We start from the raw sequence: 23,846 nt of genomic DNA, 5'->3' as shown, positions 1-23,846 counted from the left end.
CTTATGACGACCACCCTCCCCAAGCCCCGGCGCGCGCGCGCTGCGGTCACCGAACCGCCCGTGCAGCCCGACACGACCGGCCAGCTCAGTGACAACGACATGTACGACCGCATGGTGTCGGCCATCCTCGACCACCGGTTACCACCCGGCACCAAGCTGGTGGAAGACAAGCTGGCGGCTGCCTTTGGAGTGTCCCGCACACGGGTGCGGCCTGTGCTGGTGCGGCTGGCCAACGAGCAGGTCGTTACGCTCACACCCAACCGGGGCGCATCCATTGCCCAGCCCACGCCGCAAGAGGCGCTGGAAGTGTTCGAGGCCCGCCGCCTGCTGGAGCCGCGCCTGGTGGAGCTGTTCATTGCCAACGCCACCGACGCCGACATTGCCGCGCTGCGCACCTGCATCGACGACGAAGAGGCCGCCCGCGCCAGTGGCGACATGCGCCGTGCCATCCGCCTGTCGGGCGACTTTCACCTGCACATTGCACAGGCAGCAGGGCACCAGACGCTGGGGCGCATCCTGCGCGAGCTGGTGTCGCGCACCTCGCTCATCCTGATGACCTACAGCCCCAGCCACGCCCAAACCCGCGAAGAGGCCACGGCCTGCGGCTGCCGCGAGCACCGCGCGCTGATCGACGCCATCCGCCTGCGCGACGCGCGCGAGGCGCCCCGGCTGATGCTGGTCCACCTGGCGCGGATCGAGTCGCAGCTGGAGTTCACGCCGCCTGCGGCAGAGGCGCCCGATCTGGCGCGGTTGCTGGGCGGGGTCTGACGGTTTTTTCACACGCTTGCCCATGCGCCAACTGCTCGTCATCAACCCCAACATGTCGGCCCATGTCAGTGCCTTGCTGCAGCGGCATGTGCAGGGGGCTGCGGGCTCGCATGTGGCGGTGCGCACGGCCACGGCCCGCTTTGGCGCACCGTACATCGTGTGCGAGGCGAGCTACGCCGTGGCGGCCCACGCCGCGCTCGATGTGTGGGCGCATGAGATTGCACAGCCGCAGACCGCGCCCGACGCGGTGCTGATCGGCTGCTTTGGCGACCCTGGCTTGATGGCGCTGCGCGAGAGCAGTCCGGTGCCTGTCACCGGCCTGGCCGAAGCGTCATTCATCGAGGCTGCGCGCCACGGCCGCTTTGCCATCGTCACCGGCGGCGAGCGCTGGGGCCCCATGCTGCAGCGCCTGGCCCAGGCGCTGGGCCACGCCCACGCACTGGCAGGCATTCACACCGTGGCGCCCACCGGTGCCCAACTGGCTGCCGACCCCGAAGCGGCCCGCGCATTGCTCGCCCAGGCCTGCCGGGATGTGGTGCGGCAGATGGGGGTGCAGGCCGTCATCCTGGGTGGGGCTGGGCTCGCAGGCATGGCTGCCGCCGTGCAGCCGCAAGTGACTGTGCCCGTGATCGACAGCGTGGTGGCCGGTGCCACCTGGGCGCTGCGCGCGCATCCCGTGCCGCCGGAGCGCAAGGTGGCTGGGTTTGATGTGGCCTGGGTGGGGGTGTCGCAAGAGATGGCGGCGCTGGGCACCCGCTGCGTTGTCTGACCCGGCCTTGCAGGCTGGCGGTTGCGCAAGGGCTCGAAATCTCTGCCAGAGCGCAGGTTTTGAGTGTTTTTGGCTGGATGCGCTAGAAGAATATGCGCTGGTTGCTATGAAATTTGAAGCGCTGTGCTTTCTGCGCGTTAGGGCGCCAGCGTCTTCGGCCGGTAGTCGCAATACTCGCTCACCACACATTCCCAGCAGCGCGGCTTGCGCGCCTGGCACACATAGCGGCCCAGCAGGATGAGCCAGTGGTGCGAATCCACTGCGTAGGCCACAGGCACGCGCTTCATCAGCTGCAGCTCCACCGCAAGCGGGTTCTTGCCGGGCGCCAGACCGGTGCGGTTGCTCACGCGAAAGATGTGTGTGTCCACCGCCATGGTGGGCTGGCCAAAGGCCACGTTCAGCACCACGTTGGCCGTCTTGCGGCCCACGCCAGGCAGGGCCTCCAGCGCCTCGCGCGTGCGAGGCACCACGCTGCCGTGCTGCTCCACCAGGATGCGGCAGGTTTCCATCAGGTTCTTGGCCTTGGTGCGGTACAGGCCGATGGTCTTGATGTAACCCTCCAGCCCCTCCAGTCCCAAATCCAGGATGGCCTGGGGCGTGCCTGCCACAGGGAACAGCTTGCGCGTGGCCTTGTTCACACCCACGTCAGTGGCCTGGGCTGACAGCAGCACGGCGGCCAGCAGCTCGAACGGGGTGGTGTATTCCAGCTCCGTGTTGGGCATAGGGTTGGCTGCCTTGAGGGTGGCGAAGAAGGGCTCGATCTGGGCGGTTTTCATCATCATCGTTGGCGGGGTGGGGTAGGGGGCTGGCTTCTTTTGGCGGGCGTGGCCGGTGGCGCATTGTCCCGCAGCTGCGCCTGCAGAAACTCCAGGAACATGCGCACGGCAGCGGGCAGGGTGCGGCCGCTCAGGGTTTGCAGCTCGGCGGCGCGGGCGCTCATGCCGGGCTCGCGGATCTGGGCGGCATGCATTTCGCCGCGCTGCACACGGTCGCGCACCGTGACCTCGCCCGAGATGGACAGGCCGCCGCCATGCAGCACAAAGTGCATCAGCGTCTCAAAGTGGTTGCACACCAGCGCGGGCTCAAAGACCAGGCCCCGCTGGCTGCAGCCAATGTCGAACAGCTGGCGCACGGTGTTGTCCCGCTCGGGCAGCGCGATGGGGTAGGCGTGCATCTGCGCCAGCGTGACGGAGTGGGCGCGTGCCAGTGCGTGGTCCGGCCGCATGATGGCAATGACGGGTGCGGCCTGGCGGTGCTGCACGGTGATGTCCCGCTCGGCCGAGCGGCTGTAGGTCAGGCCAATGTCCGCATCGCCGTTGAGCACCGCCACGGTCACAGCTGCGGGGCTGGCCACGCGCAGGTGAAACTGGATGCCGGGGTACTGCAGGCGGAACTGCGCCATCACGCGGGGCAGGAACTCGATGGCAAAACCCGCAGAGCTGCAGATGCGCACCAGCCCCGTGCGCAGGCCCTGCAGCGCCTGGATGTCGGAGACCACGCGGTCGGCCTCCAGCGCGCCGCGCCGGGCATGGGCGGCCAGCAGCTCGCCCGCCGCGCTGGGCGCCATGCCGCGCGGGCGCCGGTCAAACAGCGGCACGCCCAGCAGGTCTTCGAGGGCGGCGACTTGGCGGCTCACGGCCGAGGGCGACACATTGAGGCGCGCGGCGGCCTCGCTGACCGAGCCGCTGCGCACCACCTCCAGAAAGTAGCGCAGCGCCGTGTCCTGCAAGCGGCTGGAAAGCATGGGGGGCCTTTCGGGGTGTGGATTGCGTAAAACGCAAAGATAACCCCAGAAATCGTTGATTGTCGAAACGCAGTGGGCTGCTTATGCTGACCCATAAATGACACATTCACCGGCCCCAGCCCCCATGCCTCCTGCAAACAGCGTCACCCCGGCTGGTACCCCCAGCCCCATCGTGGACTACACGGCCACCGGACTGTCGCGCGCCATCCATGCGCGGGAGGTCTCCTGCACCGAGGTGCTGGACGCCTACCTGGCCCAGGTAGACCGGCTGAACCCCGTGGTGAATGCCCTGGTGGCGATGGTGGACCGCAACGCCCTGCGCACGCAGGCGTCAGAGCGCGATGCGCAACTGGCGCGCGGCGAGAGCCTGGGCCCGCTACATGGGTTTCCGCAGGCGCCCAAGGACATCATGCCCGCTGCGGGCATGGTCACCACGCGGGGCTCGCCCATCTTTGCCGGGCAGGTGTCTGCCACCGACGCCGTGGTGTTCGAGCGCATGCGCGCAGGCGGCGCACTGTTCATCGGCCGCAGCAACTCGCCCGAGTTTGGCCTGGGCGGGCACACCTACAACCCGGTGTATGGCACCACGCGCAACGCCCACAACCCAGCTGTGTCGGCGGGGGGCAGCAGTGGCGGCGCAGCCGTGGCAGTGGCCCTGCACATGCTGCCTGTGGCCGATGGCTCGGACATGATGGGATCGCTGCGCACGCCAGCGGCGTTCAACAACGTATACGGCCTGCGCACCTCGTTCGGCCTGGTGCCGCACGGGCCGACGGAGGAAGTGTTCTTCCAGCAGTTCAGCGTGGCCGGGCCCATGGCGCGCAACATCCCGGACCTGGCGCTGCTGCTGTCGGTGCAGGCGGGTTTTGATGCGCGCCTGCCGCTCACGCGCCGGCACGAGGATGTGGCCCTGCTGGGCCAGCCGCTGGAGCGCGATTGGCGCGGTGCCCGCATCGGCTGGCTTGGTGACCTGGGTGGCCACTTGCCCACCGAGCCCGGCGTGCTGGCCACTTGCGAGCAGGCGCTGGAGCACTTTCGCACCGTGGGCTGCGCAGTGGAGGCCGTGGTGCCAGCGTTCGACCTGAAGCAGCTGTGGAACGCCTGGATCGACCTGCGCAGCTTCAGCGTGGCAGGGGCCAATGCGGCCCTGTATCGCAACCTGGCCACGCATGCGCTGCTGAAGTCCGAGGCGGTGTGGGAGATCGAGCGTGGCATGCGCCTGACGGCCCTGCAGGTGTACGACGCGGCCCGCGTGCGCAGCGCGTGGTACCAGGTGCTGCGCGCCCTGTTCGAACAATTCGATTTTCTGGTGTTGCCCGCTGCCCAGGTCTTCCCGTTCGATGCGGGGCTGGACTGGCCCCACGAGGTCGGCGGCCGCACCATGGACACCTATCACCGCTGGATGGAGGCCGTGGTGCCCGCCACCATGGCCGGCCTGCCCGCGCTGGCAGCCCCCGCAGGTTTTGGCCCCGGCGGCCTGCCTGCGGGGCTGCAGATCATCGGCCCGGCACAGTCTGACGCCGCCGTGCTGCAGATCGGCCATGCCTACGACCAGGCCAGTGGGTACGCGCGCCAGCGCAGCCCCTTGCTGGGGTGACCTGGGCCTTGCTGCTCGCCATTCCGTCTCCCACCGTGAACCCCCGCTACCCCCCGCTTTTGTCAACGTGCTTTCTGGAGAGCTTCACCATGCTGCGTTCCCGCTTCGTATCGAGTCTTCTGCTCAGCGCACTGGTGCTGGGCGCGCCCGGCCTGGCGCAGGCACAGACTTACCCCGACCGACCCATCAAGCTGGTCGTGCCTTTTGCCCCTGGCGGCGCCACCGACATCCTGGGACGGCTGCTGGCCACAGCCCTGGGGGAGCGTCTGGGGCAGCCCATGGTGGTCGAGAACCGGCCCGGCGCGGGCACCGTGGTGGCGGCGTCCATGGTGGCCAAGGCGCCCGCTGACGGGTACACCCTGCTGCTCGGGTCCAACACCACGCTCACCATGAACCCGGCCATCCGCACCAATCTGCCGTACGACCCCGTCAAGAGCTTCACCCCCCTGGCCCTGGTGGCCGACATGGGGCTGCTGCTGGTGGCCCACAACGACACCCCGGGGCAGTCGCTCAAGGACATCGTGGCCCAGGCCAAGGCCGCGCCGGACAAGTTCTCGTACGGCTCCTATGGCACGGGCTCGTCGGTGCACTTTGGCGCTGAGATGCTCAAGACCACTGCAGGGTTTCCGATGATGCATGTGCCTTTCAACGGCAGCTCGCCCAGTCTCACGGCGCTGATGGGCGGGCAGGTGCAACTGGCGGTGGACACCGTGGTGGCATCCACCCCGCTCATCAAGTCCGGCAAGATCAAGGCGATTGCGGCGCTCAGCCCGCAGCGCCTGGCCTTGCTGCCCAACGTGCCCACGGTGGCCGAAAGCGGCTACCCCGGCTTTGACATGGGTTCCTGGTTTGCCTTTGTGGGGCCCGCAGGGCTGCCCGCACCCGTGCAGAAAAAGCTGGAAAAGGCCCTGGCCGAGACCATGGCCTCGGCGGAGTTCAAGAAGAAGATGGTGGACATCGGCCTGACGCCGCTGGGTGGCAATGGCGACGCGCTGCGCGCACGCATTGAACGCGAGCTGCCGCTGATGCGTGCCGTGGCGGCACGGGCGGATATCCGGGTGGATTGACGGTCGGCGCTGAAAAGGGCTACCCGGCCCGTCAGCGCAACCCGATGGGATTCAGCGCGTCCGCTTGACCGGAATACACAGCCAGCACGGAAAGCGCCCCGTGGCCGGGTCCACCGCAAAGTCCTCGTCGTAGATCTCCAGCGCAGCGCGGGGCTCCCATTCCCAGCCATCGGGGATCTGGCCCGGCGTGCCCATCTGCGCCCAGGCGGCGGCAATCTCGGGCCCCGTGCCCACAAAGTGCATGCATGCGTAGTCGCCGCCTTCGTAGTCCATCACCTGCACATCGGGCCCGGTGCGCAGGCCCACGCCAATCTGCACCGCTGCGTCATAGCGGCACTGCTCGGGCGGCGTGCAGCCCGGGTCGTCGTGGCTGAAGCCATAGAACTTGGGGCGCGGATCATTCAGCCGATGGGCGGCACACCAGCTGCCAAAACGCTCCCACAACTCGGTCAGGCCCGGGTGGCCGTAGGCGCCGGTGTGGCGCATGGTGGCAAGGCGCATGCGGGGCAGGGTGCGGAGGGTCAGGGTCATGGCGGGCAGGGCAGTGGCGGTGGACGGAAAACCCAGTTTAGAGCCTCTTGGAAAGACACCGCATGAATCCTGCGTCGCAATTGGCGACAATGCAGAGTTTGTTGCCAACCACTTCTGTCCACGCCATGCAATTTGCCGACCGCCTGAACAACGTAGAAACCTCCGCCATCCGCGAGCTTTTCAAGCTGCTGGGCAAGCCCGGCATCATCAGCTTTGCGGGTGGCTTTCCGGACAGCGCGATGTTTGACGTGGAAGGCATCCGCGCAGCCAGCAACGCCGCCCTGGCCGAAGAGCCCGGCGCAGCATTGCAATATGGCGCCACCGAGGGCTACAACCCGCTGCGCGAGCAACTGGCCGCCTTCATGACCAGCAAGGGCGCCAAGGATGTAGCGGCCGACAACCTCATCGTCACCACCGGCAGCCAGCAGGCGCTGGATCTGCTGGGCAAGACCCTCATCAGCCCCGGCGACAAGGTGATTGTGGAAGGCCCGACCTTCCTCGCCACCATCCAGTGCTTTCGCCTGTACGGCGCCGAACTCATCAGCGCGCCCATCGATGGCAATGGCGTGAAGACCGACGAGCTGGAAAAGCTCATTGCCGAACACAAGCCGAAATTCGTTTACCTGATCCCCACCTTCGGCAACCCCAGCGGCGCCATGCTGAGTCTGGAGCGCCGCAAGGCCGTGCTCGAGATGGCAGTGAAGCACAACACCCTGATCGTCGAGGACGACCCCTACGGCGACCTGTACTTTGGCGATGCGCCACCGCCCAGCCTGCTCAACCTGTCGGCCACCGTGCCCGGCAGCCGCGAGCTGCTGGTGCACTGCGGCAGCTTGAGCAAGGTGCTGTCGCCCGGCCTGCGCGTGGGCTGGATGATTGCTCCGGCCGAGTTGCTGGGCAAGGCCACCATGTGCAAGCAGTTCAGCGACGCGCACACCAGCACCTTTGCCCAGGCCACGGCCGCGCAGTACCTCAAGGCCGGCCGCATGCCTGGCACGCTGGCCCATGTGCGCAAGGTGTACGCCGAGCGCGCCCAGGCCATGGGCGATGCCCTGCGCAAGGAGCTGGGCGACGCCATCGAATTTGTGCAGCCCCAGGGCGGCCTGTTCGTGTGGGCGCGCCTCACAGGGGCAGGCGGCAAGGTGGCCGATGGCAACGTGCTGGCCAAGCGCGCCATTGAAAAGGGCGTGGCCTTTGTGCCCGGCACGCCGTTCTTCTGCGCTAACCCGGACCACGCCACCTTCCGCCTGTCGTTTGCCACGGCCGATGTGGACAAGATCCGCGAAGGCGTAGCGCGCTTGGGCCAGGCGATCTGACGCCTCCATGTCTGACACCAACGATCTCGCCAACGTTCTCCAGCGCCTCGAAAGCCTGGAGATCAAGGCCAGCTTTACCGAAGACCTGCTGGACCAGCTGAACATGACCATCTACCAGCAGCAGCAACTGATCGATCGGCTGACGCACGAAGTCATCCAGCTGCGCCAGCAGGCGCCCGAAGGCGGCTCGAACGGCCCGCGCAACCTGCGCGACGAGCTGCCGCCGCATTACTGATCTAGAGATCTAGGCTTTCACGGACCGCCAGGCTGCGTCCGCCAGTTCTGTGCGGTAGGTGGTGGGCGACGGCAGGCCACCTTGGGCAGCGTTGCCCGACAGCCAGGCCCTGCAATAGCTCTGCACCGGCCCCATCACCAGCGATGGCATCAGCTCGCACGGCAGGTCGCGCAGCGCGCCCGATCGGCGGTGCGGCTCGAACCAGGCCACCAGCGCCTGGTTGCGGCGCCGTGCGGCCTCGGCCAGGTCGGGCGTGCGCGGGCCCGCTGCCACTGCGCTGCGCGCCTGGAACATGAACCGCGCCCGCTCGGGCTGCGCCACCACCCAATCCAGGTAGCCCGTGACCAGGGCCAACACGCCCGCCTCCACGCCCTGGGCGGCATCGAGGTGCGCCTGCACGCTGCGCGACTGGTCGTGAAAGATCTCGAAGAACAGCGCTGCCACGATGCCGTCGCGGTTGCCAAAGTGGTGATAGATGCTGCCCACGCTGGCCCCGCAGCGCGCCCGCACGCCGTCGATGGTGACTGCATCCACGCCGCCTTCGGCCGCGCAGGCCAGGGCGGCGTTCAGGATGTCCTGGCGGCGGTCGGTGGGGGCTTCGGCAGGGGATGAGGTGGGGGGCGGGGAATTGCGGCTTGCCATGGAACGGGATTCTAGAATAAAGTTCTAGAAAATACTTCTAGTTCACGATCCTTCCATGCATTCCTCTCCTCCCATGGCCGCTCCTGCCGCTCCTGCCGCTCCTGCCGCTCCTGCCGCTCCTGCCGCTCCTGCCGCCGCTGCCGCTGCCGCTCCTGCCGCCGCTGCCTCCATGCCTGGTGCCGCGTTGTATCCGCACCTGCTTGCCCCGCTCGATCTGGGCTTCACCACCCTCAAGAACCGTGTGCTCATGGGCTCCATGCACACCGGGCTGGAGGACGGGCGCGACCTGTCTCGCATGGCGGCGTACTTCCGCGAGCGGGCCGAGGGAGATGTGGGCCTGATCGTGACGGGCGGGTTCGCACCTAACATCGCGGGCTGGGCCAAACCGTTTGCGGGCACGCTGGCGACCTCGGGCGCGGCCAAGCGCCACCGCGTGGTGACCGAGGCCGTGCACGAGGCGGGCGGCAAGATCGCCCTGCAGATCCTGCACACGGGCCGCTATGCCTACCACCCGCTGGCCGTGGCACCGTCGCGGCTGCAGTCGCCGATTTCGCCGTTCACGCCGTTCGCGCTGTCGGCGAGCGGGGTGGAGCGCCAGATCCGTGCCTTCGTGCGCTGTGCAGTGAAGGCGCGCGAGGCGGGCTACGACGGCGTGGAGGTGATGGGCTCGGAGGGCTATTTCATCAACCAGTTCCTGTCGCAAGCCACCAACCTGCGGCGCGATGCCTGGGGCGGCGACTACAGCCACCGCATGCGGCTGCCGGTGGAGATTCTGGCCCGCATGCGCGAGGCCGTAGGGCCGGACTTCATCATCATCTACCGCCTGTCGATGATCGACCTGGTGCCCGGCGGCAGCGCGTGGGACGAGATCGTCACCCTGGGCAAGGCCGTGGCCACAGGCGGGGCGAACATCGTCAACACCGGCATTGGCTGGCACGAGGCGCGGGTGCCCACCATTGCCACCAGCGTGCCGCGCGCAGCGTTTGCCTGGGTCACGCAAAAGATGAAGGCCGAGTTTGCGGCGGCAGGCATCACCACGCCGCTGGTCACGTCCAACCGCATCAACACGCCCGAGGTGGCCGAGCAGGTGCTGGCCGATGGCTGTGCCGACATGGTGTCCATGGCGCGGCCACTGCTGGCCGATGCGGCGTTTGTGAAGAAGGCTGCGCAGGGCCGGGCCGACCGCATCAACACCTGCATCGCCTGCAATCAGGCCTGCCTGGACCATGTGTTCCAGAACAAGACCAGCAGCTGCCTGGTCAACCCGCGCGCTTGCCATGAGACGGAGCTCGTGTACCGCCCCGTGTCGTCGCGCAAGCGCATCGCGGTGGTGGGCGCGGGGCCTGCAGGACTGACGGCCGCCACCGTGGCCGCCGAGCGAGGGCACGAGGTGCACCTGTTTGACGCTGCGCCGGTCATCGGCGGCCAGCTCAACATGGCCAAGGTGATTCCGGGCAAGGAAGAGTTCCACGAAATGCTGCGCTACCTGGCCACACGCGTGGAGGACACAGGCGTGCAACTGCACCTGAACGAGCGCGTGTTGGCCGCCGACCTGGCGGGCTTTGACGAGGTCATCGTCGCTACCGGTGTGGAGCCGCGTGACCCGAAGATCCCCGGCCAGGACCACCCCAAGGTGCTGAGCTACATCGACGTGCTGCGCCACGGCAAGCCGGTGGGCGAGCGTGTGGCCATCATCGGTGCGGGCGGCATTGGCTTTGATGTGGCTGAGTTCCTCACGCATGGTGAGCACCCCTCCACCACGCTCGATTTGCCCGCCTGGAAGGCCGAATGGGGCATCACCGACCCGGCCGAGGCGCGCGGTGGCCTGGCCGCCAGCGGCCCGCGCGTGACGCCCCCTGCACGGCAGGTAACGCTGCTGCAGCGCAAGAAGGGCAAGCTGGGCGGCGGCCTGGGCAAGACCACGGGCTGGATCCACCGCACGGTGCTGAAGATGAAAGCGGTGGAGATGGTGGGTGGCGTGAACTACGAGCGCATTGCCGACGAAGGGCTGCTGGTCTCGTACGGCGAGAAGCGCGAAGACCCGACCTGGATCCCTTGCGACACCGTGGTCCTGTGCGCGGGCCAGGTGCCGTTGCGCAGCCTGGCGCAGGACCTGGAGGCCCAGGGCCGCAAGCCCCACCTCATCGGTGGTGCGCTGGAGGCCGGCGAGCTGGACGCCAAGCGCGCCATCGACCAGGCGGCGCGGCTGGCAGCCCGGCTGTAGATCGGTGCGTACATCGCCTGCAGGGGCTCACAGGGTCTCACAGGGCCTGTCAGTGCCTGTCAGGCGTGTTGTTGAGGTCTTTTTGGCTGGTAGCGCTAGTGGAATATGCCTGAGCAGCTATATTTTTGATAGTGAATACAGGATGGCGACTGCCGTGATGGGTCACGGCGGCTGTGCCCTCCTTATCCCTCAGGCGGACAGATTCAAGGCGTTGAACACCCGCAGCGCTGCCCACGCGTCGTTGGCCGCGTAGACCAGCTGGGCCTCGCTCAGCCGGGCGTTGGCCCAGTTGGAGGTGGCGGCTTTTTTGGACTTGATGAAGCGCCGGTTGAACAGCACCGCCACAGCCCCTTTCACGCCCATGTCCTTGCGGTAGCCGCGTTGGCGGAACACGGTGTTCAGTTCCAGCACATCGGCCGGTTGCACGCCCAGCTTGTGCTGGATGCGCTTGGTGTCGTCACCCAGCCCAAAGCCCGCCTTGGTCACACCCTGCAGGGCCAGCAGCTCGGCCACGCGCGCTCGGCAGCCGGGGTCGTGCAGCTGGAACACCCAGGCCCGCTCCAGCGTAGCCAGTTGCACGATGTGCGGCCCGTCCGACGGCTCATCGCGCACAAAGGTGGGTTTGGATTCGGTGTCAAAACCCCAGGCACTGGCGCTGGCCAGCGCCTGGCAAGCCTGGTCGGCCTGTGCAGGCGTGGCGACCAGCGCAATGCTGTCCATGCCCAGGCGTTCAAAGGGTTCCAGCAGCGCGATCTGGTCTTTGTCTGGCGTGGGGCGCTGGGTAGTGCGCGCAGAGGGGTGGCGGGGCGCGGAGGGCGGCTGGCGCCGCGAAGGAGGAGAGGCCGTCATGCGGGCCATTGTGCCGTGTAGGTGTCCCTTCAGCGTTTGCCGGTTTTGCGCAAGCGGGGGGCTTCCTCCATCTGGCCCAGGGCTTGCTCACAAGCCGCCACCGACTGGGCCTGCCGCCCCGCCAGCCAGCCTGCGCCAAACCAGGCCTTCAGGTCGCCGGACTCTGCAAGCTCGCGGTACAGCGCTGCCGCCACACGCTCGTCATTGAGGTGGCCCAATGCCGACAGCGCTGGCTGCAGGCTGTCCAGAAACCGGGCGCTGTGTGCATCCAGCGCGGGCGCCACGAACTCTGTGAGGTAGCGCAGGCGTTTGAGGCGTTTGCGCAGCCGGTGCTGTGCCTGGGGCGTGCGCGTGGCAAAACCCCCTGCGCCTTTTTGCACCTGGGCATGCAGTGCGCGCAGGCGCTGCTGCAGCCGGCGGCGCGTCGCACGGGCGTCCAGGCCTGCTGCGGCGTCGCCCGTGGCGTCCAGCCCTGGGGTGGTAAAGGCCATCAGATACACGAGCGCTTCCTGAAAGGCCGCATCGCGCACGGTCTGTTGCGCGGCCTGGGCCACCAGCGCGGTGTTGTCGCCCTGGTGGGTGGACAGGGGCGGCGCTCCGGCGGCCTGCAGTTCGGCACCGATGCGTTGCATCACCTGGCTGCGGTCCCGCAGATGGCCGAGCTGCTGGAACACCTGGACCAGGGGCGGCTCCCAGGCGGGGTCAAAGTTGCCTGGGGCCAGCGGCGCCAGCTCGCGCAGGGCGGTGCGCAGGCGGCGGATGCCGATGCGCAGCTGGTGCAGCAGCTCCTCATCACTCGCACCTTCGGCAATGTCGCTGGCGGGGCCCAGGATTTGCTGCAGGCACTGCGCCACCACGGCGCGCTGCAGGGCCTGCCCGGCGGGCAGTTGCTGGTACAGGGGGGACCGGGGTCGGGCCTTGCGGGGCGAACCACTGCTGGCTGGGCTGTCAGATGGAATGGGAATGCCCGATGGACTGCCAGCTGGTGCCAGCAGGCGCTCGCCCCGTTCGGCCTTGGACACGGTGCTCAGATACAGCCCGTGCCGCGTGGCCCACTGCGCGGCGAGCGCTGCAAGACCCGCCACCGGCCCGGCCTTGAGTTCCAGCTCCAGCTCGCAAATGGGGGCCTCTGCCTGCTGGGGCGTGCCCCGGTGGGCCACCACCCGGCCGGTGTCCAGCGCCAGCTCGACCACGGTTCCCTGGCGGGTGATGTCGCGCGTCAGCCGGTCCATCTCGGTGCCATAGGTCTCGACGAGGGAGCCGCCTGCGGCTTGCAGCGCCTGCTGCAGCCGCGCGCCCGCCACGGTGCCGCTGTGCAACTGGGGTTGGGGCTCGGGCGCGGTGCCTTCGGTGGCGGGGCCGCGTGCGACGTTGTGCTCCTGCCGGTCCAGCGGGCCATCGCCCAGCGCCTTGACGGTTTGCACCCACTGGTCGCCCTCGCGCCGTAGGCGAAACGCTATGCCGCGTGACGCCAGTGCGCCGTCGGGCGTGTCGAAGTAGCGGGCCTCCATGCGGATGGCGGTACACCGGCCCCGGCGCACCGCCGCTTGCACGGCAGCCAGACGGTCGGGCGGGATGCAGAACTTGAATTCGATTTCCATGGTGGCGGCATTATCCCGTGGTATCCCCATCGCAGGGCTGCGCCGGATGAGGGGCGCGCGGCGGTTATCCGTCAATAATAGAAAATCAATGATTCAAGAGAGGGTGGATTGATTATGAGGGGCGATTGAAGGAGGATATCAAGCTCATGCCCAGCGGTTTTCCTTGATTATCCCGGATGGAGGTGATGATTTTGAATGCCGACGCCTGAACCCGGTCTGGCAGGCGGACAAAATTATTTTCTTGCACCAAGGTGTCGCCATTGAGAAACGACCAGAGGATGAACCGGAGCGCCTGGGCTGTCAGGTCGGGGTTCTGCGTGACCTTGGGGAACACCACAAACGTGCCCATGGTGATGGGCCAGGCCGATTTACCGGGCCGCTGCGTCAAGGTGCTGTGGAAAACTCCGGTGGCCGACCAATCGCTGTTGGCCAGTGCCGCCTTGAAGGCATCGATGGAGGGTTTGACATAACTGCCGTCGGCATTTTTCATCTGCACGGTGGTCAGGCCGTATTCGGCCACATAGCCGTGGTCCACATACCCGATGGCGCCCACCGTGTCGCGCACGCCCTTGGCTACGCCGTCGCTGCCCTTGAAGGCCAGCACACCCACAGGCCAGGCGATGCTGGTTTTGGCGCCGTACGATGATTTCCATTGTGGGCTCACCTTGCCCAGGTAGTCTGCAAAGTTGTAGGTGGTGCCCGAGCCATCGGCGCGCACCACCACCTTGATCGGCAGGTCGGGCAGGGAGACATCGGGGTTCAGTGCGGCGATCTCTGCCGCGTTCCAGCGGGTAATCTCGCCCATGAAGATGCGGCTGAGAGCCTCACCCGTCAGGCGCAGCTGGGTGTTTTGTACCTTGGGCAGGTTGACGATGGGGCTGATGCCGGTGATGGCCACGGGCAGCGCCAGCAGGCCGTGCTCCAGCAAGTCCTTCTCTGCGGGGTACACGTCCGTCGCGCCAAAACCGACGGCCTGCTGCTGGATTTTTTTCATGCCCGCGCTGGAACCCACCGGGTCGTAGTCCACCGCGCTGCCAGTGGCCTTGGCATAGGCCTTGGCCCAGCTGCGGTAGATGGGCGCTGCCGCCGACGATCCAGCGCCCGTCACGGTCTGTGCGCTGGCCAGGCCCGCCTGCACAAGGGCCACGGTCGCCAGCAAAAGAAGGTAAATATATTTCATGTGTTTTATGTAATGGTTTTTATGAATAACGATATGCATGCACGATTTCAGGTGCTGTGAAATCCACGCGTGTTCATTGAGTAGACGGACAGATTTCGGTGCCGATCCTAGCAAAATGACAGCGATTTGAAGCATTGGCCTGAACGGCGAAGGTTTCTCGCTGAGTCACTAATCTGTCATTTGAAACAATTAGTATCTTTCGCATCCCATCGGGGGCTTGGTGCACGGCGGGTGGTTGGCTTACCCCCTGCAGCAACACGCGTTCGCTCCCACAAGGCGGCGGCGCCCTGGTGGACCTTCACGAAAGATTCAGATGCTTCAAAAAATGAAAATTGGTACCCGCCTGGCCCTGGCCTTTGCCGTGCTGCTGTTGCTGATATCGGCCCTGGCGGCCGGTGGCATCAGCGGGGCCAAGCGGTTGACCGAGCGCAGCGCTGCCTTGTATGGCGACCGCACCGTGCCCATGGGCGTGCTGGCCGAGATCAGCCACCTGACGCAGCGCAACCGCGTGCTGGTGATGGACATGCTGATGGACCCCGGCACCAGCAACCTGGAGGCCAGCCACGCGGCCCTGACCGCCAATGTCGAGCGCATCCAGGCCCTGTGGAAGGAGTACGCCGCCAAGCCCCTGGGGGCCGAGGAGCAGGCCCTGGCGCAGGCCTTTGCCGATGCCAACGCCACCTATCTGGACAAGGGCCTGATCCCGGCGTCGGCCGCGCTGGTGGCCGGCAAGTACGACGACGGATCGGAGCTGTACATCACCCAGATCCGCCCCAATGCGCTCAAGGTGCAGGACGCCATCGAGCGCCTGGTGGCGCTGCAGATCAACGTGGCTGCGGCAGAGTTTGCAGGGGCGCGCGCCATGAGCGACACCATCCACTGGTGGATGCTGGCCGCCACCGCCCTGGCATTGCTGGCAGGTGCTGCGATGGCCTGGGTCATCACCCGTTCGATCTCGCGGCCGCTGCGTCAGGCCGTGGTGCTGGCACGCACTGTGGCGGGGGGCGACCTGACGGCGCAGATCGATGTGCGTGGCAACGACGAGACCGCCGAGCTGCTGGGGGCCCTGCGTGAGATGAACCACCAGCTGGTGCGCGTGATCACCGAGGTGCGCGCCAGCACCGAGACGGTCGCCCACGAGGCCGTGGTGATGGCGGGCGGCACCGAAGACCTGGCACGCCGCACCGAGGTGCAGGCATCCAATCTGCAGGAGACGGCCGCGTCGATGGAGCAGCTGACCATCACGGTGCAGCACAACACCGACAACGCCCAGCGTGCCACCGCCCTGGCGCAAGAGGCGAGCAGCGTGGCCAACGAAGGCGGCAGCGTGATGCGCGACGTGATCGCCACCATGCAGGAGATCAAGACCCAGTCGCAAAAGATCACGGACATCATCAAGGTGATCGACGACATCGCCTTCCAGACCAACCTGCTGGCGCTGAATGCGGCGGTGGAGGCCGCGCGTGCGGGTGAACAGGGCCGGGGCTTTGCGGTGGTGGCTGGCGAGGTGCGGGGCCTGTCGCAGCGCAGCAGCATGGCGGCCCGGGAGATTCGCGGCCTGATCTCGGCCAGCGTGCAGGGTGTGGAGCGCGGGTCCACCCTGGTGGGGCAGGCGGGCGAGCGTGTGGCCAACACCGTGCACCATGTGAACCAGGTGGTGTCGCTCATCACCGCCATCAAGGATGCCGGGCAGGAGCAGGCCCGGGGCATTGCCCAGATCGGAGAGGCCGTGCGCCAGCTGGACGCGGCCACGCAGCAGAACGCTGCGTTGGTGGATGACAGTTCGTCCGCCTCGACCGGCATGAAGAATCAGGTAAGGCGCCTGCTGGAGGTGATTCACCAGTTCCGCCTGACGCCGGATATGCCCCTGCCTGCTGCAGGCGCGCCCTTGCTGGAAACTGCAGGGTTGCCTCCTGCCGTGGCTCTGGAGGGCGGGGCCGGCAGTCGCGCGCAACTGGCCATCTCGGCCCGCTAGCCCGGCGGCGGCGTGGTCTCTGCATCGCATGGCCTATGCCGCCAATGACCGAGGCATTGCCACCCACCACGCCAAGTCCTGCGCCATGAACCGCACCGACGTATTGATCGCGATTGCCGAAGTGGCGCGCAGTGGTGGCGCTGCCGCCCCCGAAGACGCCATCTCCCAGCTGGCGATGCTCATTGATGATCTGGAGCTGTCCTGCAGCGGCTCGGAGCAGGTGATGGAGATGCTGCTGCGCATCGCCGCCTGCCTGTGGAACCTGCAGCAGGAACGCATGCGCCTTTGAACAGGTGCCTTGGCATGCTGCATGGCCCTGATCTCTCACCGATCAGGGCGAATGAAATGATCACTCGTCCAGCGTCTCGAGCGAAGCCACCTGGTTGCGCCCCCGGTGCTTGGCCAGGTACAGCGCCTGGTCGGCACGGTCGAGCATGTCGCGCAGGCTGCGATCGCTCTGGCGGAAGGTACCCACACCCAGGCTGGTGGTGACGCGGTAGCTGTGGCCTGCATCGTCCGTCAGTTCCAAGGCGCGGATGCTGTGCAGCATGCGCGTGGCCACCTCCAGGCCCTCGGCCAGTGTGGTCAGGGGCAACAGCACGCCAAACTCTTCACCGCCCAGTCGGCCCACGGCATCGCTGGCACGCAACTGGCCCTTGATGGCCTGCGCAAATGCCATCAGCGCCCGGTCGCCTTCCAGGTGGCCAAAACGGTCGTTGATGGCCTTGAAGTGGTCCAGGTCCAGCATCAGCAAGGTCAGCGGCTCGCCGTTGCTGCGTGAATGGGCATAGGCCGACTCGGCGCATTCAAGAAACGCGCGGCGGTTGGCAATGCCCGTCAGCATGTCGGTGGTGGCCAGGCGCTGCAGCTCGCGCTCCAGGTTCTTGCGTTGCGTGACGTCGCGGTAGATGCCTTCGACCCCCGCAAAATTGCCTGCATGGTCGTACAGCGCGTGGCTGCTGATGGAGATGTCGATCACCGTGCCATCGCGCCGCACCATCTGGCCCGGAAAGTCCGACACCTCGCCGTGTTCCATGATCGCGGCCTTGAACGCGTCGCGGTCTTTGCTTTGGGGGTAGTACGACTCGGCCGTGCGGCCTTCGATTTCGTGGGGCTCGTAGCCCAGCACCCGGCGCACGCCCGGTCCCACATGCTGCACGATGCCCTGCGCATCGGTGCGGTAGTACACGTCCTGCATGTTCTCGAACAGGCGCCGGAAGTTCTGCTCGCTCTCGCGCAGCTGGGCCTCGATCTCGCTCTGGTGTGTCATGTCCATGCCGCACATGAGCACGGCGGGGGCACCGTCCCATTCCATGGCCACACTGCTGATCAGCACCATGCGCAAGTTGCCGCGCTCGGTGCGGATACGGAACTCAGAGGATTTGTTGGGCCGCCCGGCCTGCTCGGGCACGGCCACTTGCTGGATGCGGTTGGTGGAGCGCACCTGGTCCAGGGGGTGCACAAAGTCGCCAGACAGCCGCCCGATCAGGCTGTCGATACTGGGCGCCTCCAGCAACTCCATGCTGGCGGCGTTGGCAAAGCGGATGGCGCCCTGTTGTGTGACAAGCACAGCCGCTGGCAACAGGTGCAGCAGGCGCAGGTCGTGGTTCATGGGCTGGTGGTAACCAAAAGTAATGCACCATTGTGGCACCTCGATGCGCAGGTGTGAAACGGCACCTGTCGCAGGCGGTACTATCGCCCATGAGAAAAACTTTCCAACTCCACTTTGAAGGCAAGAACCGCGATCGCGTTCTGGATGCCGTCAAGCACGAAATCCGCAAGTACATCAAGCGCGAACGGCGCCGCGACCTGCCCGAAGGCGCCGATTTCTGGGACTTTGACTGCCAGTTTGGCCGCACCAAGGAAGACGCCGCCGTGGCGCACCTGGCCGCCTTGACCGGGCTGATCAACGGCGTGGCCGCCGAGGGCGGCGCCCAGTTCTATGTGGAAATTCTGGCCAAGCCCGGCAAGCGCACACCCCGTCCGGCTGGTGAGGCTTCACACAGCGGGCCAGATGGCCTGGACGCGGACGACGAAGAAGGCGCGTAAGCCCTGGCGCTGGGTGGATGCCACCCCGCTCACCCTCAGTGAAGCACTGCAGGCCCCTTTCAGGGGCCTTTTTTGTGGGCAGCGGGGGCATCGGCTGCCTGCGCCGCTGCTGCGCGCAGCTTGTCCTTTTTGCTGGGGCGTTTGCCCTTGATGCCGCCGGTGCCCCCGGGGTCGGTGGATGGTGTGGGCGCGGGAGCCTCGGTGGGTTCAAAGCCCGCAATCTGCTCGCGTGGGATGGTGAGGTGCTGGCGTTTTTCGATCAGCCGGAAATGCGCCTCGGTATCGGCGGTCACAAAGCTCACGGCCATGCCGCTCTCGCCCGCCCGGCCGGTGCGGCCGATGCGGTGCACATAGTCCACGGCCGATCGGGGCAGGTCGTAGTTCACCACGGCAGGCAACTGTGCAATGTCGATGCCGCGTGCTGCGAGGTCGGTGGTCACGACCACCTGCCAGCGCTCGTCCTTGAACTCCTGCAGCACCTGGTTGCGCGCGCCCTGACTCAGGCCGCCGTGGAAGGGCGATGCAAAGATGCCCGCCTTGTACAGCTTCTCGGCCACATGCTCGGCCGCATATTGCGTGGCCACAAACACCAGCACGCGCGACCAGTTGTGCTCCTTGACCAGGTGGCGCAGCAACTGGGTGCGGCGGCTTGAGTCCACCGCAATGGCGCGTTGTTCGATGGCAGGCTCGTTACCCGGCGTGTGGGGCACCTCCACGCGCACCGGCTGCTTCAGCAGGCCATCGGCCAGCGCCTGCACTGCGGTTGGGAATGTGGCCGAGAAAAACAGGTTCTGTCGCCGGGCTGGCAACAGCGCCAGCACGCGCTGCAGTTCCTCGGCAAAGCCCAGGTCCAGCAGTCGGTCTGCTTCGTCCAGCACGAGGTGTGCCACGGCCGACAGGCGCAGCGCGTTGTGGTCCACCAGGTCCAGCAGGCGGCCCGGCGTGGCCACCACAATGTCGGCGCCGCCGCGCAGGCCCAGCATCTGCGGATTGATCGACACGCCGCCGAACACGATGGCGATCTTGAGCGGTTGCTGCAGGTGCTGCGCCAGGCTGCGCAGCACTTCTCCCACCTGCGCTGCCAGTTCACGGGTGGGCACCAGCACCAGGGCGCGCACCCGGCGCGGGCCGCCAGTGGCGCTGAGCTGCAGCTGCTGCAGCAAGGGCAGGGCAAATGCCGCCGTCTTGCCCGAGCCCGTCTGTGCGGCACCCAGCAGATCTACCCCCTGCAGGATGGCCGGAATGGCGCCCGCCTGAATGGGCGTGGGCGCCACAAAGCCCGCCTTGGCGGCGGCATGGACAAGGGCGGGGGACAGACCGAGGGAGGCAAAAGGCATGGAAGGGCGCTGGGAATGCGTTGAAGAAGGCACGCAAGGCAGCGCGGACAAAGCAGTAATGGCCCGCATTGTCGCCGCGTTTGCCCGATGCCCTCTTGCCCGGTGCCTTCTCACAGGCCTGCAATGCGCGCCTTGCACCTGCAAGATTGCAGGGAATGCGAGTGCTCGGCCCCTGCGTTGGGCAACCGATAATCGGGCCGCCCCGTTTTTCGTTGACAGTTTTCCCGGACCCGAACCCCATGGCTTTGCCCCTAGATACCTCCGCCATTACCCACGGCATTCAGCTGGCGGTGGCGCCCGTGTTTTTGCTCACTGCGGTGTCCGGCATGATCGGCGCGGTGGCCGGCCGCCTGGCCCGGATCATCGACCGGGCGCGTGTGGTGGAAGACCGCGCGCGCGTCAATGCCGAACCCGAGTTTCTGGCCCGTGCCTACAAGGAGCTGGCGGACTTGCGTTTGCGTGGACGGCTGGCCAACGGTTGTATTGCGCTGCTGACGTTTTGTGCCTTCCTCATTGGCACGACCATCATCCTGCTGTTCCTGGGCGAAACCACCGACTTTCAGTCCAGCCGCCTTGCGGTGGGCGGGTTTCTGGCGGGCGTTGCGTGCTTTTTGCTGGCGCTGGTGTGTTTTCTGACCGAGACGCTGCTGGCCACGCGCCTGCTCGACTTTCACATGCTGCAGCAAGAGGTGGAAGGGAAGAAACCATGAAGTCTCTGGCAGACCTGGGCGGCCTGGTGTATTCCACCGAGTCGGGCCGCATGTGCCCCACCTGCCGCCAGCCGGTGGCGCAGTGCACCTGCAAGCATAACAAGCCCCTGCCCGCGGGTGATGGCATCGTGCGCGTATCGCGCGAGACCAAAGGGCGCGGCGGCAAGGCGGTCACCCTGGTCAAAGGCGTGCTGGTGGACGAGACTGCGCTGGAGCAGCTGGGCAAGCAGCTCAAGGCCGCCTGTGGCAGCGGCGGCACGGTGAAGGACGGCGTGATCGAAGTACAGGGCGACCACGTGGAACGCGTGATGGCCGCGCTGCAGAAGCTGGGCCACAAGGTCAAGCGCGCAGGCGGTTGAGGAGCCCAGGGCAATGGACGCAGAGAAACTGCAACGACTGGTCACCACCGAGATGCCGTACGGCAAGCACAAAGGCACGCTGCTGGCGGACCTGCCGGGCAACTACCTCAACTGGTTTGCGCGCGAGGGGTTTCCCGAGGGCGAGTTGGGCCAGTTGCTGGCGCTGATGCACGAGATTGATCACAACGGGCTGTCGGACCTGCTGCGGCCCTTGCGGGGGCGGTGATTCTTCCCCAGTGCCTGCGCTGCGTCGGGCGCTGGCCACAGGCCGCTGGAGCGCCACAACATGGTGACGATCATGGCCAAGGCAATCAGCAGCGGGCGCATCACGCCCGCATCCAGTAGCCCGTGCGTTGCTGCCTGCAGGGGGCCGACCACATAGCGCAGCACCTCTGGCAGCGCTGCGAGCAGCACGGCTCCCAGGACCACCCCGGGGATATGCCCCATGCCGCCAAACACCACCATGGCAACGATGAGCACAGACTCTTGCAGGCTGAAGGCCTCGGGGGAAACAAAGCCCTGAAAAGCCGCAAACATGGCGCCAGTCACTCCGCCAAAGCTGGCGCCCACGCCGAAGGCCAGCAGCTTGAGGTTGCGGGTGTTGAGGCCCATGGACCGGGCTGCGGTTTCATCGTCGCGGATAGCCATCCATGCGCGGCCGATGCGGGAGTGTTGCAGGCGCAGACAGACAACGATGGTGAGCGTCACCAGCGCCAGAAACAGGTAGTAGTACAGCGTGACCGACGCCACCTCATGGCCCGCCACCACCAGGGGTCGGCCCAGGTCCACCCCCAGGATGTGCACCGGGTCGATCAAGCCCAGACCTTGGGCGCCCTGCGTGATGTTGATGGGGTGGCTCATGTTGATGACCAGCAGGCGCACGATTTCGCCAAAGCCCAGGGTGACCACCGCCAGGTAGTCCCCCCGCAGCTTGAGGGTGGGGGCTCCCAGCAGCATGCCTAGCAGGGCCGCGCATGCCGCGCCCAGCGGGATGGTCACCCACCAGGGGGCGTGCAGCCCCTCCGGAAACAGCGCAGCGATCCACGCAAAGTGGTCGGTCAGGTGGGGTGAGGTCAGCAGGGCAAACAGGTAGGCACCCAGTGCGTAGAAGGCCACATACCCCAGGTCCAGCAGGCCTGCATAACCCACCACCACGTTCAGGCCCAGTGCCAGCATGACGTACAGCAGGCTGACGTCAGCAACGCGCACCCAGTGGTGGCCGAAGGGTTGCAGTACCAGGGGCAGCAGGAGCACTGCGAGGGCCAGGCCCGCTTGCGTGCTACGCCGTTCGAAGATCGTGCTCATGGGTGATGCCGTGGCTGGGGCGGTGGATGAGACGCTGCATGAAGCGCCAGTGGCTGTGCAGTGCCAGCGGCACCTCGGTGCCTTCGTAGGCCGCGCAGTCGGCGTAGCCCTGGGCTTCGTACAGGCGGTGTGCTGCCTGCATGAAAAGGGCGGTGTCCAGGCAAATGCGGGTGTAGCCCGCCTGACAGGCATCTGCGTACAGCTTGCGCAGTGCCGACGAACCGAGATGCAGGCCCCGGTAGGCGGGGCGGACGTACAGGCGCTTGACTTCGACGGTGCCTGCGCCCAAGGGCCGCAGGCCACACATGCCTGCGGCTTCGCCATTCACGGCGATCAGGTAGTACGCGCTGTTTGGCCGGTTTCCGGTCTGTGAGACCTTCAATCCGGGCAGGTCCTCCGGTGGCAGCGACAAGCCTGCACGCGGGGAGAGGGCCGGAAAGCACCGGGCTATTTCGCCATGCACCCAGCGCAGATATTCAGCCTGCAAACCCATCAGCGACTTTCGGGTTTCGCAGGTGCTGGCGGAGTCGGCGCGAAGGAATGACGGGTTCGGCATGGCGTGGATGTGTGGAAGTGCAAGAAGGTTAGACTGGATCGAATCAGCCAAAAAGTGGCTTTCATTCCTTTTATTGCGGAATGAAAAGATTGAATTGGTCGTGCTCAACCGGAGTGAACAACGCAGATGGACAAGCTCAGTGGCATGTTGGCCTTTGTGAAAACAGCAGAGCTGGGCAGCTTTGTGGCCGCCGGACGGGCGCTGGAGATATCGGCGTCTGCGGTGGGCAAGGGCGTGGCGCGGTTGGAGCAGGAGGTGGGCGTGCGCCTATTGCAGCGCAGTACCCGGCGCATCCAGCTGACGGCAGAGGGGCGCCTGTTCCATGAGCGCTGCCGGCGCGTGCTGGACGACCTGGACGACGCGCAGGCCATGCTGTCGCTCTCTCGGGAGACCCCACGGGGAAAGCTGCGGGTGAGTGCGCCCATCGTGGGCTACCACTTCCTGATCCCCTTGGTGCCGGAGTTTCTGGCGCGCTACCCCGAGGTGGAGCTGGACATCACGTTCAGCGACCGAGCGATCGACCTGATTGACGGAGGCATTGACGTGGCGATTCGCAGTGGCGACCTGCGCGATTCACGCCTGGTGTCGCGGCCCTTGCAGACCTTTCGGCTGCTGCTGTGCGCTGCGCCCAGCTACCTGGAGCGCCACGGCACGCCCGCTGCACTGCGCGACCTGGAGCGGCATGCCTGCGTGCGCTTTCGCCACCCGGATTCCGGCAAGCTGCTCGACTGGCCGTGGCGCGAGGACCTGGCCAGCGACGAACCACGCCTTCGCACGGTGCTGGCCTGCAACAACATCGAAGCCGTTCTGGGGGCCACCCTGCGGGGGATCGGTATTGCCTGTATGCCCGACTTTCTGGTGCGCAATGCCCTGGCTGAGGGGCGACTGGTGAGCGTGCTAGAGCCGCACCTGGGCCCGGCCCGCCAGTTCCGGGCACTGTGGCCTTCCAGCCGCCATCTGTCGCCCAAGGTGCGCGTGTGGGTGGATTACCTGGGCGCGCAGTTGTCCAGCCCGCCATAATCGCGGCCATAC

General features: G+C 66.6%; 25 protein-coding genes. 14 read left to right on the top strand and 11 right to left on the bottom strand.

Annotation, left to right across the window (positions count from 1 at the left end):
• The first annotated feature begins 3 nt into the window (after positions 1-3).
• Together IB236_RS16975 and IB236_RS16970 are read left to right on the top strand one after the other, a co-directional pair.
• Positions 4-768 (top strand): GntR family transcriptional regulator, encoded by a 765-nt coding sequence (locus IB236_RS16975; RefSeq protein ID WP_192421546.1) that lies wholly within the window; start codon positions 4-6, stop codon positions 766-768.
• A gap of 22 nt (positions 769-790) precedes the next feature.
• A complete protein-coding gene (locus IB236_RS16970) occupies positions 791-1,537 on the top strand; it encodes an aspartate/glutamate racemase family protein (RefSeq protein ID WP_192421545.1) in 747 nt (248 codons plus the stop codon).
• Between the two features lie 137 nt (positions 1,538-1,674).
• Here the strand turns inward: IB236_RS16970 and nth are convergent, their stop codons facing one another.
• Together nth and IB236_RS16960 are read right to left on the bottom strand one after the other, a co-directional pair.
• Positions 1,675-2,313, bottom strand: a complete 639-nt coding sequence (gene nth, locus IB236_RS16965; protein WP_192421792.1) for an endonuclease III — start codon at positions 2,311-2,313, stop codon at positions 1,675-1,677.
• Between the two features lie 2 nt (positions 2,314-2,315).
• The gene (locus IB236_RS16960) at positions 2,316-3,281 is read right to left on the bottom strand and encodes a LysR family transcriptional regulator (RefSeq protein ID WP_192421544.1); all 966 of its coding nucleotides are present in this window, start codon (positions 3,279-3,281) and stop codon (positions 2,316-2,318) included.
• 124 nt (positions 3,282-3,405) lie between these two features.
• On the opposite strand from IB236_RS16960, the gene IB236_RS16955 reads away from it, so the two are divergent.
• Positions 3,406-4,878 carry an amidase gene (locus IB236_RS16955; protein ID WP_192421543.1) on the top strand — a complete coding sequence of 491 codons (1,473 nt, stop codon included), beginning with the start codon at positions 3,406-3,408 and terminating at the stop codon, positions 4,876-4,878.
• 89 nt (positions 4,879-4,967) lie between these two features.
• Complete coding sequence (locus IB236_RS16950) at positions 4,968-5,945, top strand: tripartite tricarboxylate transporter substrate binding protein (protein WP_108499136.1); 978 nt, start codon at positions 4,968-4,970, stop codon at positions 5,943-5,945.
• A 51-nt stretch (positions 5,946-5,996) separates the two neighbouring features.
• On the opposite strand, the gene IB236_RS16945 is transcribed toward IB236_RS16950, so the two are convergent.
• Positions 5,997-6,476, bottom strand: coding sequence for a GyrI-like domain-containing protein (locus tag IB236_RS16945; protein WP_056064295.1), 480 nt, complete (start codon positions 6,474-6,476; stop codon positions 5,997-5,999).
• A gap of 125 nt (positions 6,477-6,601) precedes the next feature.
• Here IB236_RS16945 and IB236_RS16940 point away from each other — a divergent pair, with 125 nt between their 5' ends.
• Both IB236_RS16940 and IB236_RS16935 read left to right on the top strand, forming a co-directional pair.
• Positions 6,602-7,792, top strand: a complete 1,191-nt coding sequence (locus tag IB236_RS16940; RefSeq protein ID WP_056747178.1) for a PLP-dependent aminotransferase family protein — start codon at positions 6,602-6,604, stop codon at positions 7,790-7,792.
• A 7-nt stretch (positions 7,793-7,799) separates the two neighbouring features.
• Positions 7,800-8,027 carry a SlyX family protein gene (locus IB236_RS16935; protein ID WP_008906148.1) on the top strand — a complete coding sequence of 76 codons (228 nt, stop codon included), beginning with the start codon at positions 7,800-7,802 and terminating at the stop codon, positions 8,025-8,027.
• A 9-nt stretch (positions 8,028-8,036) separates the two neighbouring features.
• Here IB236_RS16935 and IB236_RS16930 read toward each other — a convergent pair whose 3' ends face one another.
• Positions 8,037-8,669, bottom strand: coding sequence for a TetR/AcrR family transcriptional regulator (locus tag IB236_RS16930; RefSeq protein ID WP_192421542.1), 633 nt, complete (start codon positions 8,667-8,669; stop codon positions 8,037-8,039).
• 169 nt (positions 8,670-8,838) lie between these two features.
• Here IB236_RS16930 and IB236_RS16920 point away from each other — a divergent pair, with 169 nt between their 5' ends.
• Positions 8,839-10,893, top strand: a complete 2,055-nt coding sequence (locus IB236_RS16920) for an NADPH-dependent 2,4-dienoyl-CoA reductase (protein ID WP_192421791.1) — start codon at positions 8,839-8,841, stop codon at positions 10,891-10,893.
• A 189-nt stretch (positions 10,894-11,082) separates the two neighbouring features.
• Here IB236_RS16920 and IB236_RS16915 read toward each other — a convergent pair whose 3' ends face one another.
• The 3 genes from IB236_RS16915 to pstS all read right to left on the bottom strand — a co-directional run bounded on the left by IB236_RS16915 (position 11,083) and on the right by pstS (position 14,523).
• Positions 11,083-11,751, bottom strand: coding sequence for a 3'-5' exonuclease (locus tag IB236_RS16915; RefSeq protein WP_370539927.1), 669 nt, complete (start codon positions 11,749-11,751; stop codon positions 11,083-11,085).
• Between the two features lie 20 nt (positions 11,752-11,771).
• Positions 11,772-13,343 (bottom strand): CYTH and CHAD domain-containing protein, encoded by a 1,572-nt coding sequence (locus IB236_RS16910; protein WP_192421540.1) that lies wholly within the window; start codon positions 13,341-13,343, stop codon positions 11,772-11,774.
• Between the two features lie 112 nt (positions 13,344-13,455).
• Positions 13,456-14,523, bottom strand: a complete 1,068-nt coding sequence (gene pstS / locus IB236_RS16905; RefSeq protein ID WP_099730629.1) for a phosphate ABC transporter substrate-binding protein PstS — start codon at positions 14,521-14,523, stop codon at positions 13,456-13,458.
• A gap of 325 nt (positions 14,524-14,848) precedes the next feature.
• Here pstS and IB236_RS16900 point away from each other — a divergent pair, with 325 nt between their 5' ends.
• Positions 14,849-16,498: a methyl-accepting chemotaxis protein gene (locus tag IB236_RS16900; RefSeq protein WP_235511650.1), complete on the top strand. Its 1,650-nt coding sequence runs from the start codon at positions 14,849-14,851 to the stop codon at positions 16,496-16,498.
• An 85-nt stretch (positions 16,499-16,583) separates the two neighbouring features.
• Entirely contained in the window at positions 16,584-16,787 is a 204-nt protein-coding gene (locus IB236_RS16895) for a hypothetical protein (protein ID WP_056747226.1), read from the top strand.
• A 60-nt stretch (positions 16,788-16,847) separates the two neighbouring features.
• Here IB236_RS16895 and IB236_RS16890 read toward each other — a convergent pair whose 3' ends face one another.
• Entirely contained in the window at positions 16,848-18,110 is a 1,263-nt protein-coding gene (locus IB236_RS16890; RefSeq protein WP_056064269.1) for a sensor domain-containing diguanylate cyclase, read from the bottom strand.
• Positions 18,111-18,199: 89 nt separating this feature from the next.
• Here IB236_RS16890 and IB236_RS16885 point away from each other — a divergent pair, with 89 nt between their 5' ends.
• Positions 18,200-18,547: a DUF6172 family protein gene (locus tag IB236_RS16885; protein WP_192421539.1), complete on the top strand. Its 348-nt coding sequence runs from the start codon at positions 18,200-18,202 to the stop codon at positions 18,545-18,547.
• A 59-nt stretch (positions 18,548-18,606) separates the two neighbouring features.
• On the opposite strand, the gene IB236_RS16880 is transcribed toward IB236_RS16885, so the two are convergent.
• Positions 18,607-19,884: a DEAD/DEAH box helicase gene (locus IB236_RS16880; RefSeq protein ID WP_192421538.1), complete on the bottom strand. Its 1,278-nt coding sequence runs from the start codon at positions 19,882-19,884 to the stop codon at positions 18,607-18,609.
• Positions 19,885-20,123: 239 nt separating this feature from the next.
• Between IB236_RS16880 and IB236_RS16875 the strand changes: the two genes are divergently transcribed.
• Genes IB236_RS16875 through IB236_RS16865 form a run of 3 tightly spaced genes read left to right on the top strand, consistent with a single transcriptional unit; the run spans position 20,124 to position 21,179 of the window.
• Entirely contained in the window at positions 20,124-20,594 is a 471-nt protein-coding gene (locus tag IB236_RS16875) for a DUF2721 domain-containing protein (protein WP_056064262.1), read from the top strand.
• The gene (locus IB236_RS16870) at positions 20,591-20,953 is read left to right on the top strand and encodes a translation initiation factor Sui1 (protein ID WP_192421537.1); all 363 of its coding nucleotides are present in this window, start codon (positions 20,591-20,593) and stop codon (positions 20,951-20,953) included. Before IB236_RS16875 ends, IB236_RS16870 begins: the two co-directional genes overlap by 4 nt.
• A 13-nt stretch (positions 20,954-20,966) precedes the next feature.
• On the top strand, positions 20,967-21,179 hold the full coding sequence (locus IB236_RS16865; protein WP_192421536.1) for a DUF3820 family protein: 213 nt from the start codon (positions 20,967-20,969) through the stop codon (positions 21,177-21,179).
• Here IB236_RS16865 and IB236_RS16860 read toward each other — a convergent pair.
• Together IB236_RS16860 and IB236_RS16855 are read right to left on the bottom strand one after the other, a co-directional pair.
• Entirely contained in the window at positions 21,134-22,258 is a 1,125-nt protein-coding gene (locus IB236_RS16860) for a branched-chain amino acid ABC transporter permease (RefSeq protein WP_192421535.1), read from the bottom strand. The two genes, IB236_RS16865 and IB236_RS16860, sit on opposite strands and share 46 nt — an antisense overlap.
• Complete coding sequence (locus IB236_RS16855) at positions 22,233-22,814, bottom strand: GNAT family N-acetyltransferase (protein WP_192421534.1); 582 nt, start codon at positions 22,812-22,814, stop codon at positions 22,233-22,235. The genes IB236_RS16860 and IB236_RS16855 overlap by 26 nt, the downstream gene beginning before the upstream one ends.
• 126 nt (positions 22,815-22,940) lie before the next feature.
• Between IB236_RS16855 and IB236_RS16850 the strand changes: the two genes are divergently transcribed.
• Positions 22,941-23,834 carry a LysR family transcriptional regulator gene (locus tag IB236_RS16850; protein WP_192421533.1) on the top strand — a complete coding sequence of 298 codons (894 nt, stop codon included), beginning with the start codon at positions 22,941-22,943 and terminating at the stop codon, positions 23,832-23,834.
• Positions 23,835-23,846 lie beyond the last annotated feature (12 nt).

Origin of the sequence: Acidovorax sp. ACV02 (genome assembly GCF_014851475.1) — a bacterium.
GTDB lineage: Bacteria > Pseudomonadota > Gammaproteobacteria > Burkholderiales > Burkholderiaceae_C > Acidovorax > Acidovorax delafieldii.
Note: the sequence above shows the minus strand (reverse complement) of the source record. Positions and strands in the feature narration are given on the sequence as shown.

Excerpts from the sequence above, each read along its gene's own strand:
- IB236_RS16975 (WP_192421546.1), top strand. The coding sequence starts at position 4 with ATGACGACCACCCTCCCCAAGCCCCGGCGCGCGCGCGCTGCGGTCACC.
- IB236_RS16970 (WP_192421545.1), top strand. The coding sequence starts at position 791 with ATGCGCCAACTGCTCGTCATCAACCCCAACATGTCGGCCCATGTCAGT.
- nth (WP_192421792.1), bottom strand. The coding sequence starts at position 2,313 with ATGAAAACCGCCCAGATCGAGCCCTTCTTCGCCACCCTCAAGGCAGCC.
- IB236_RS16960 (WP_192421544.1), bottom strand. The coding sequence starts at position 3,281 with ATGCTTTCCAGCCGCTTGCAGGACACGGCGCTGCGCTACTTTCTGGAG.
- IB236_RS16955 (WP_192421543.1), top strand. The coding sequence starts at position 3,406 with ATGCCTCCTGCAAACAGCGTCACCCCGGCTGGTACCCCCAGCCCCATC.
- IB236_RS16950 (WP_108499136.1), top strand. The coding sequence starts at position 4,968 with ATGCTGCGTTCCCGCTTCGTATCGAGTCTTCTGCTCAGCGCACTGGTG.
- IB236_RS16945 (WP_056064295.1), bottom strand. The coding sequence starts at position 6,476 with ATGACCCTGACCCTCCGCACCCTGCCCCGCATGCGCCTTGCCACCATG.
- IB236_RS16940 (WP_056747178.1), top strand. The coding sequence starts at position 6,602 with ATGCAATTTGCCGACCGCCTGAACAACGTAGAAACCTCCGCCATCCGC.
- IB236_RS16935 (WP_008906148.1), top strand. The coding sequence starts at position 7,800 with ATGTCTGACACCAACGATCTCGCCAACGTTCTCCAGCGCCTCGAAAGC.
- IB236_RS16930 (WP_192421542.1), bottom strand. The coding sequence starts at position 8,669 with ATGGCAAGCCGCAATTCCCCGCCCCCCACCTCATCCCCTGCCGAAGCC.
- IB236_RS16920 (WP_192421791.1), top strand. The coding sequence starts at position 8,839 with ATGCCTGGTGCCGCGTTGTATCCGCACCTGCTTGCCCCGCTCGATCTG.
- IB236_RS16915 (WP_370539927.1), bottom strand. The coding sequence starts at position 11,751 with ATGGCCCGCATGACGGCCTCTCCTCCTTCGCGGCGCCAGCCGCCCTCC.
- IB236_RS16910 (WP_192421540.1), bottom strand. The coding sequence starts at position 13,343 with ATGGAAATCGAATTCAAGTTCTGCATCCCGCCCGACCGTCTGGCTGCC.
- pstS (WP_099730629.1), bottom strand. The coding sequence starts at position 14,523 with ATGAAATATATTTACCTTCTTTTGCTGGCGACCGTGGCCCTTGTGCAG.
- IB236_RS16900 (WP_235511650.1), top strand. The coding sequence starts at position 14,849 with ATGAAAATTGGTACCCGCCTGGCCCTGGCCTTTGCCGTGCTGCTGTTG.
- IB236_RS16895 (WP_056747226.1), top strand. The coding sequence starts at position 16,584 with ATGAACCGCACCGACGTATTGATCGCGATTGCCGAAGTGGCGCGCAGT.
- IB236_RS16890 (WP_056064269.1), bottom strand. The coding sequence starts at position 18,110 with ATGAACCACGACCTGCGCCTGCTGCACCTGTTGCCAGCGGCTGTGCTT.
- IB236_RS16885 (WP_192421539.1), top strand. The coding sequence starts at position 18,200 with ATGAGAAAAACTTTCCAACTCCACTTTGAAGGCAAGAACCGCGATCGC.
- IB236_RS16880 (WP_192421538.1), bottom strand. The coding sequence starts at position 19,884 with ATGCCTTTTGCCTCCCTCGGTCTGTCCCCCGCCCTTGTCCATGCCGCC.
- IB236_RS16875 (WP_056064262.1), top strand. The coding sequence starts at position 20,124 with ATGGCTTTGCCCCTAGATACCTCCGCCATTACCCACGGCATTCAGCTG.
- IB236_RS16870 (WP_192421537.1), top strand. The coding sequence starts at position 20,591 with ATGAAGTCTCTGGCAGACCTGGGCGGCCTGGTGTATTCCACCGAGTCG.
- IB236_RS16865 (WP_192421536.1), top strand. The coding sequence starts at position 20,967 with ATGGACGCAGAGAAACTGCAACGACTGGTCACCACCGAGATGCCGTAC.
- IB236_RS16860 (WP_192421535.1), bottom strand. The coding sequence starts at position 22,258 with ATGAGCACGATCTTCGAACGGCGTAGCACGCAAGCGGGCCTGGCCCTC.
- IB236_RS16855 (WP_192421534.1), bottom strand. The coding sequence starts at position 22,814 with ATGCCGAACCCGTCATTCCTTCGCGCCGACTCCGCCAGCACCTGCGAA.
- IB236_RS16850 (WP_192421533.1), top strand. The coding sequence starts at position 22,941 with ATGGACAAGCTCAGTGGCATGTTGGCCTTTGTGAAAACAGCAGAGCTG.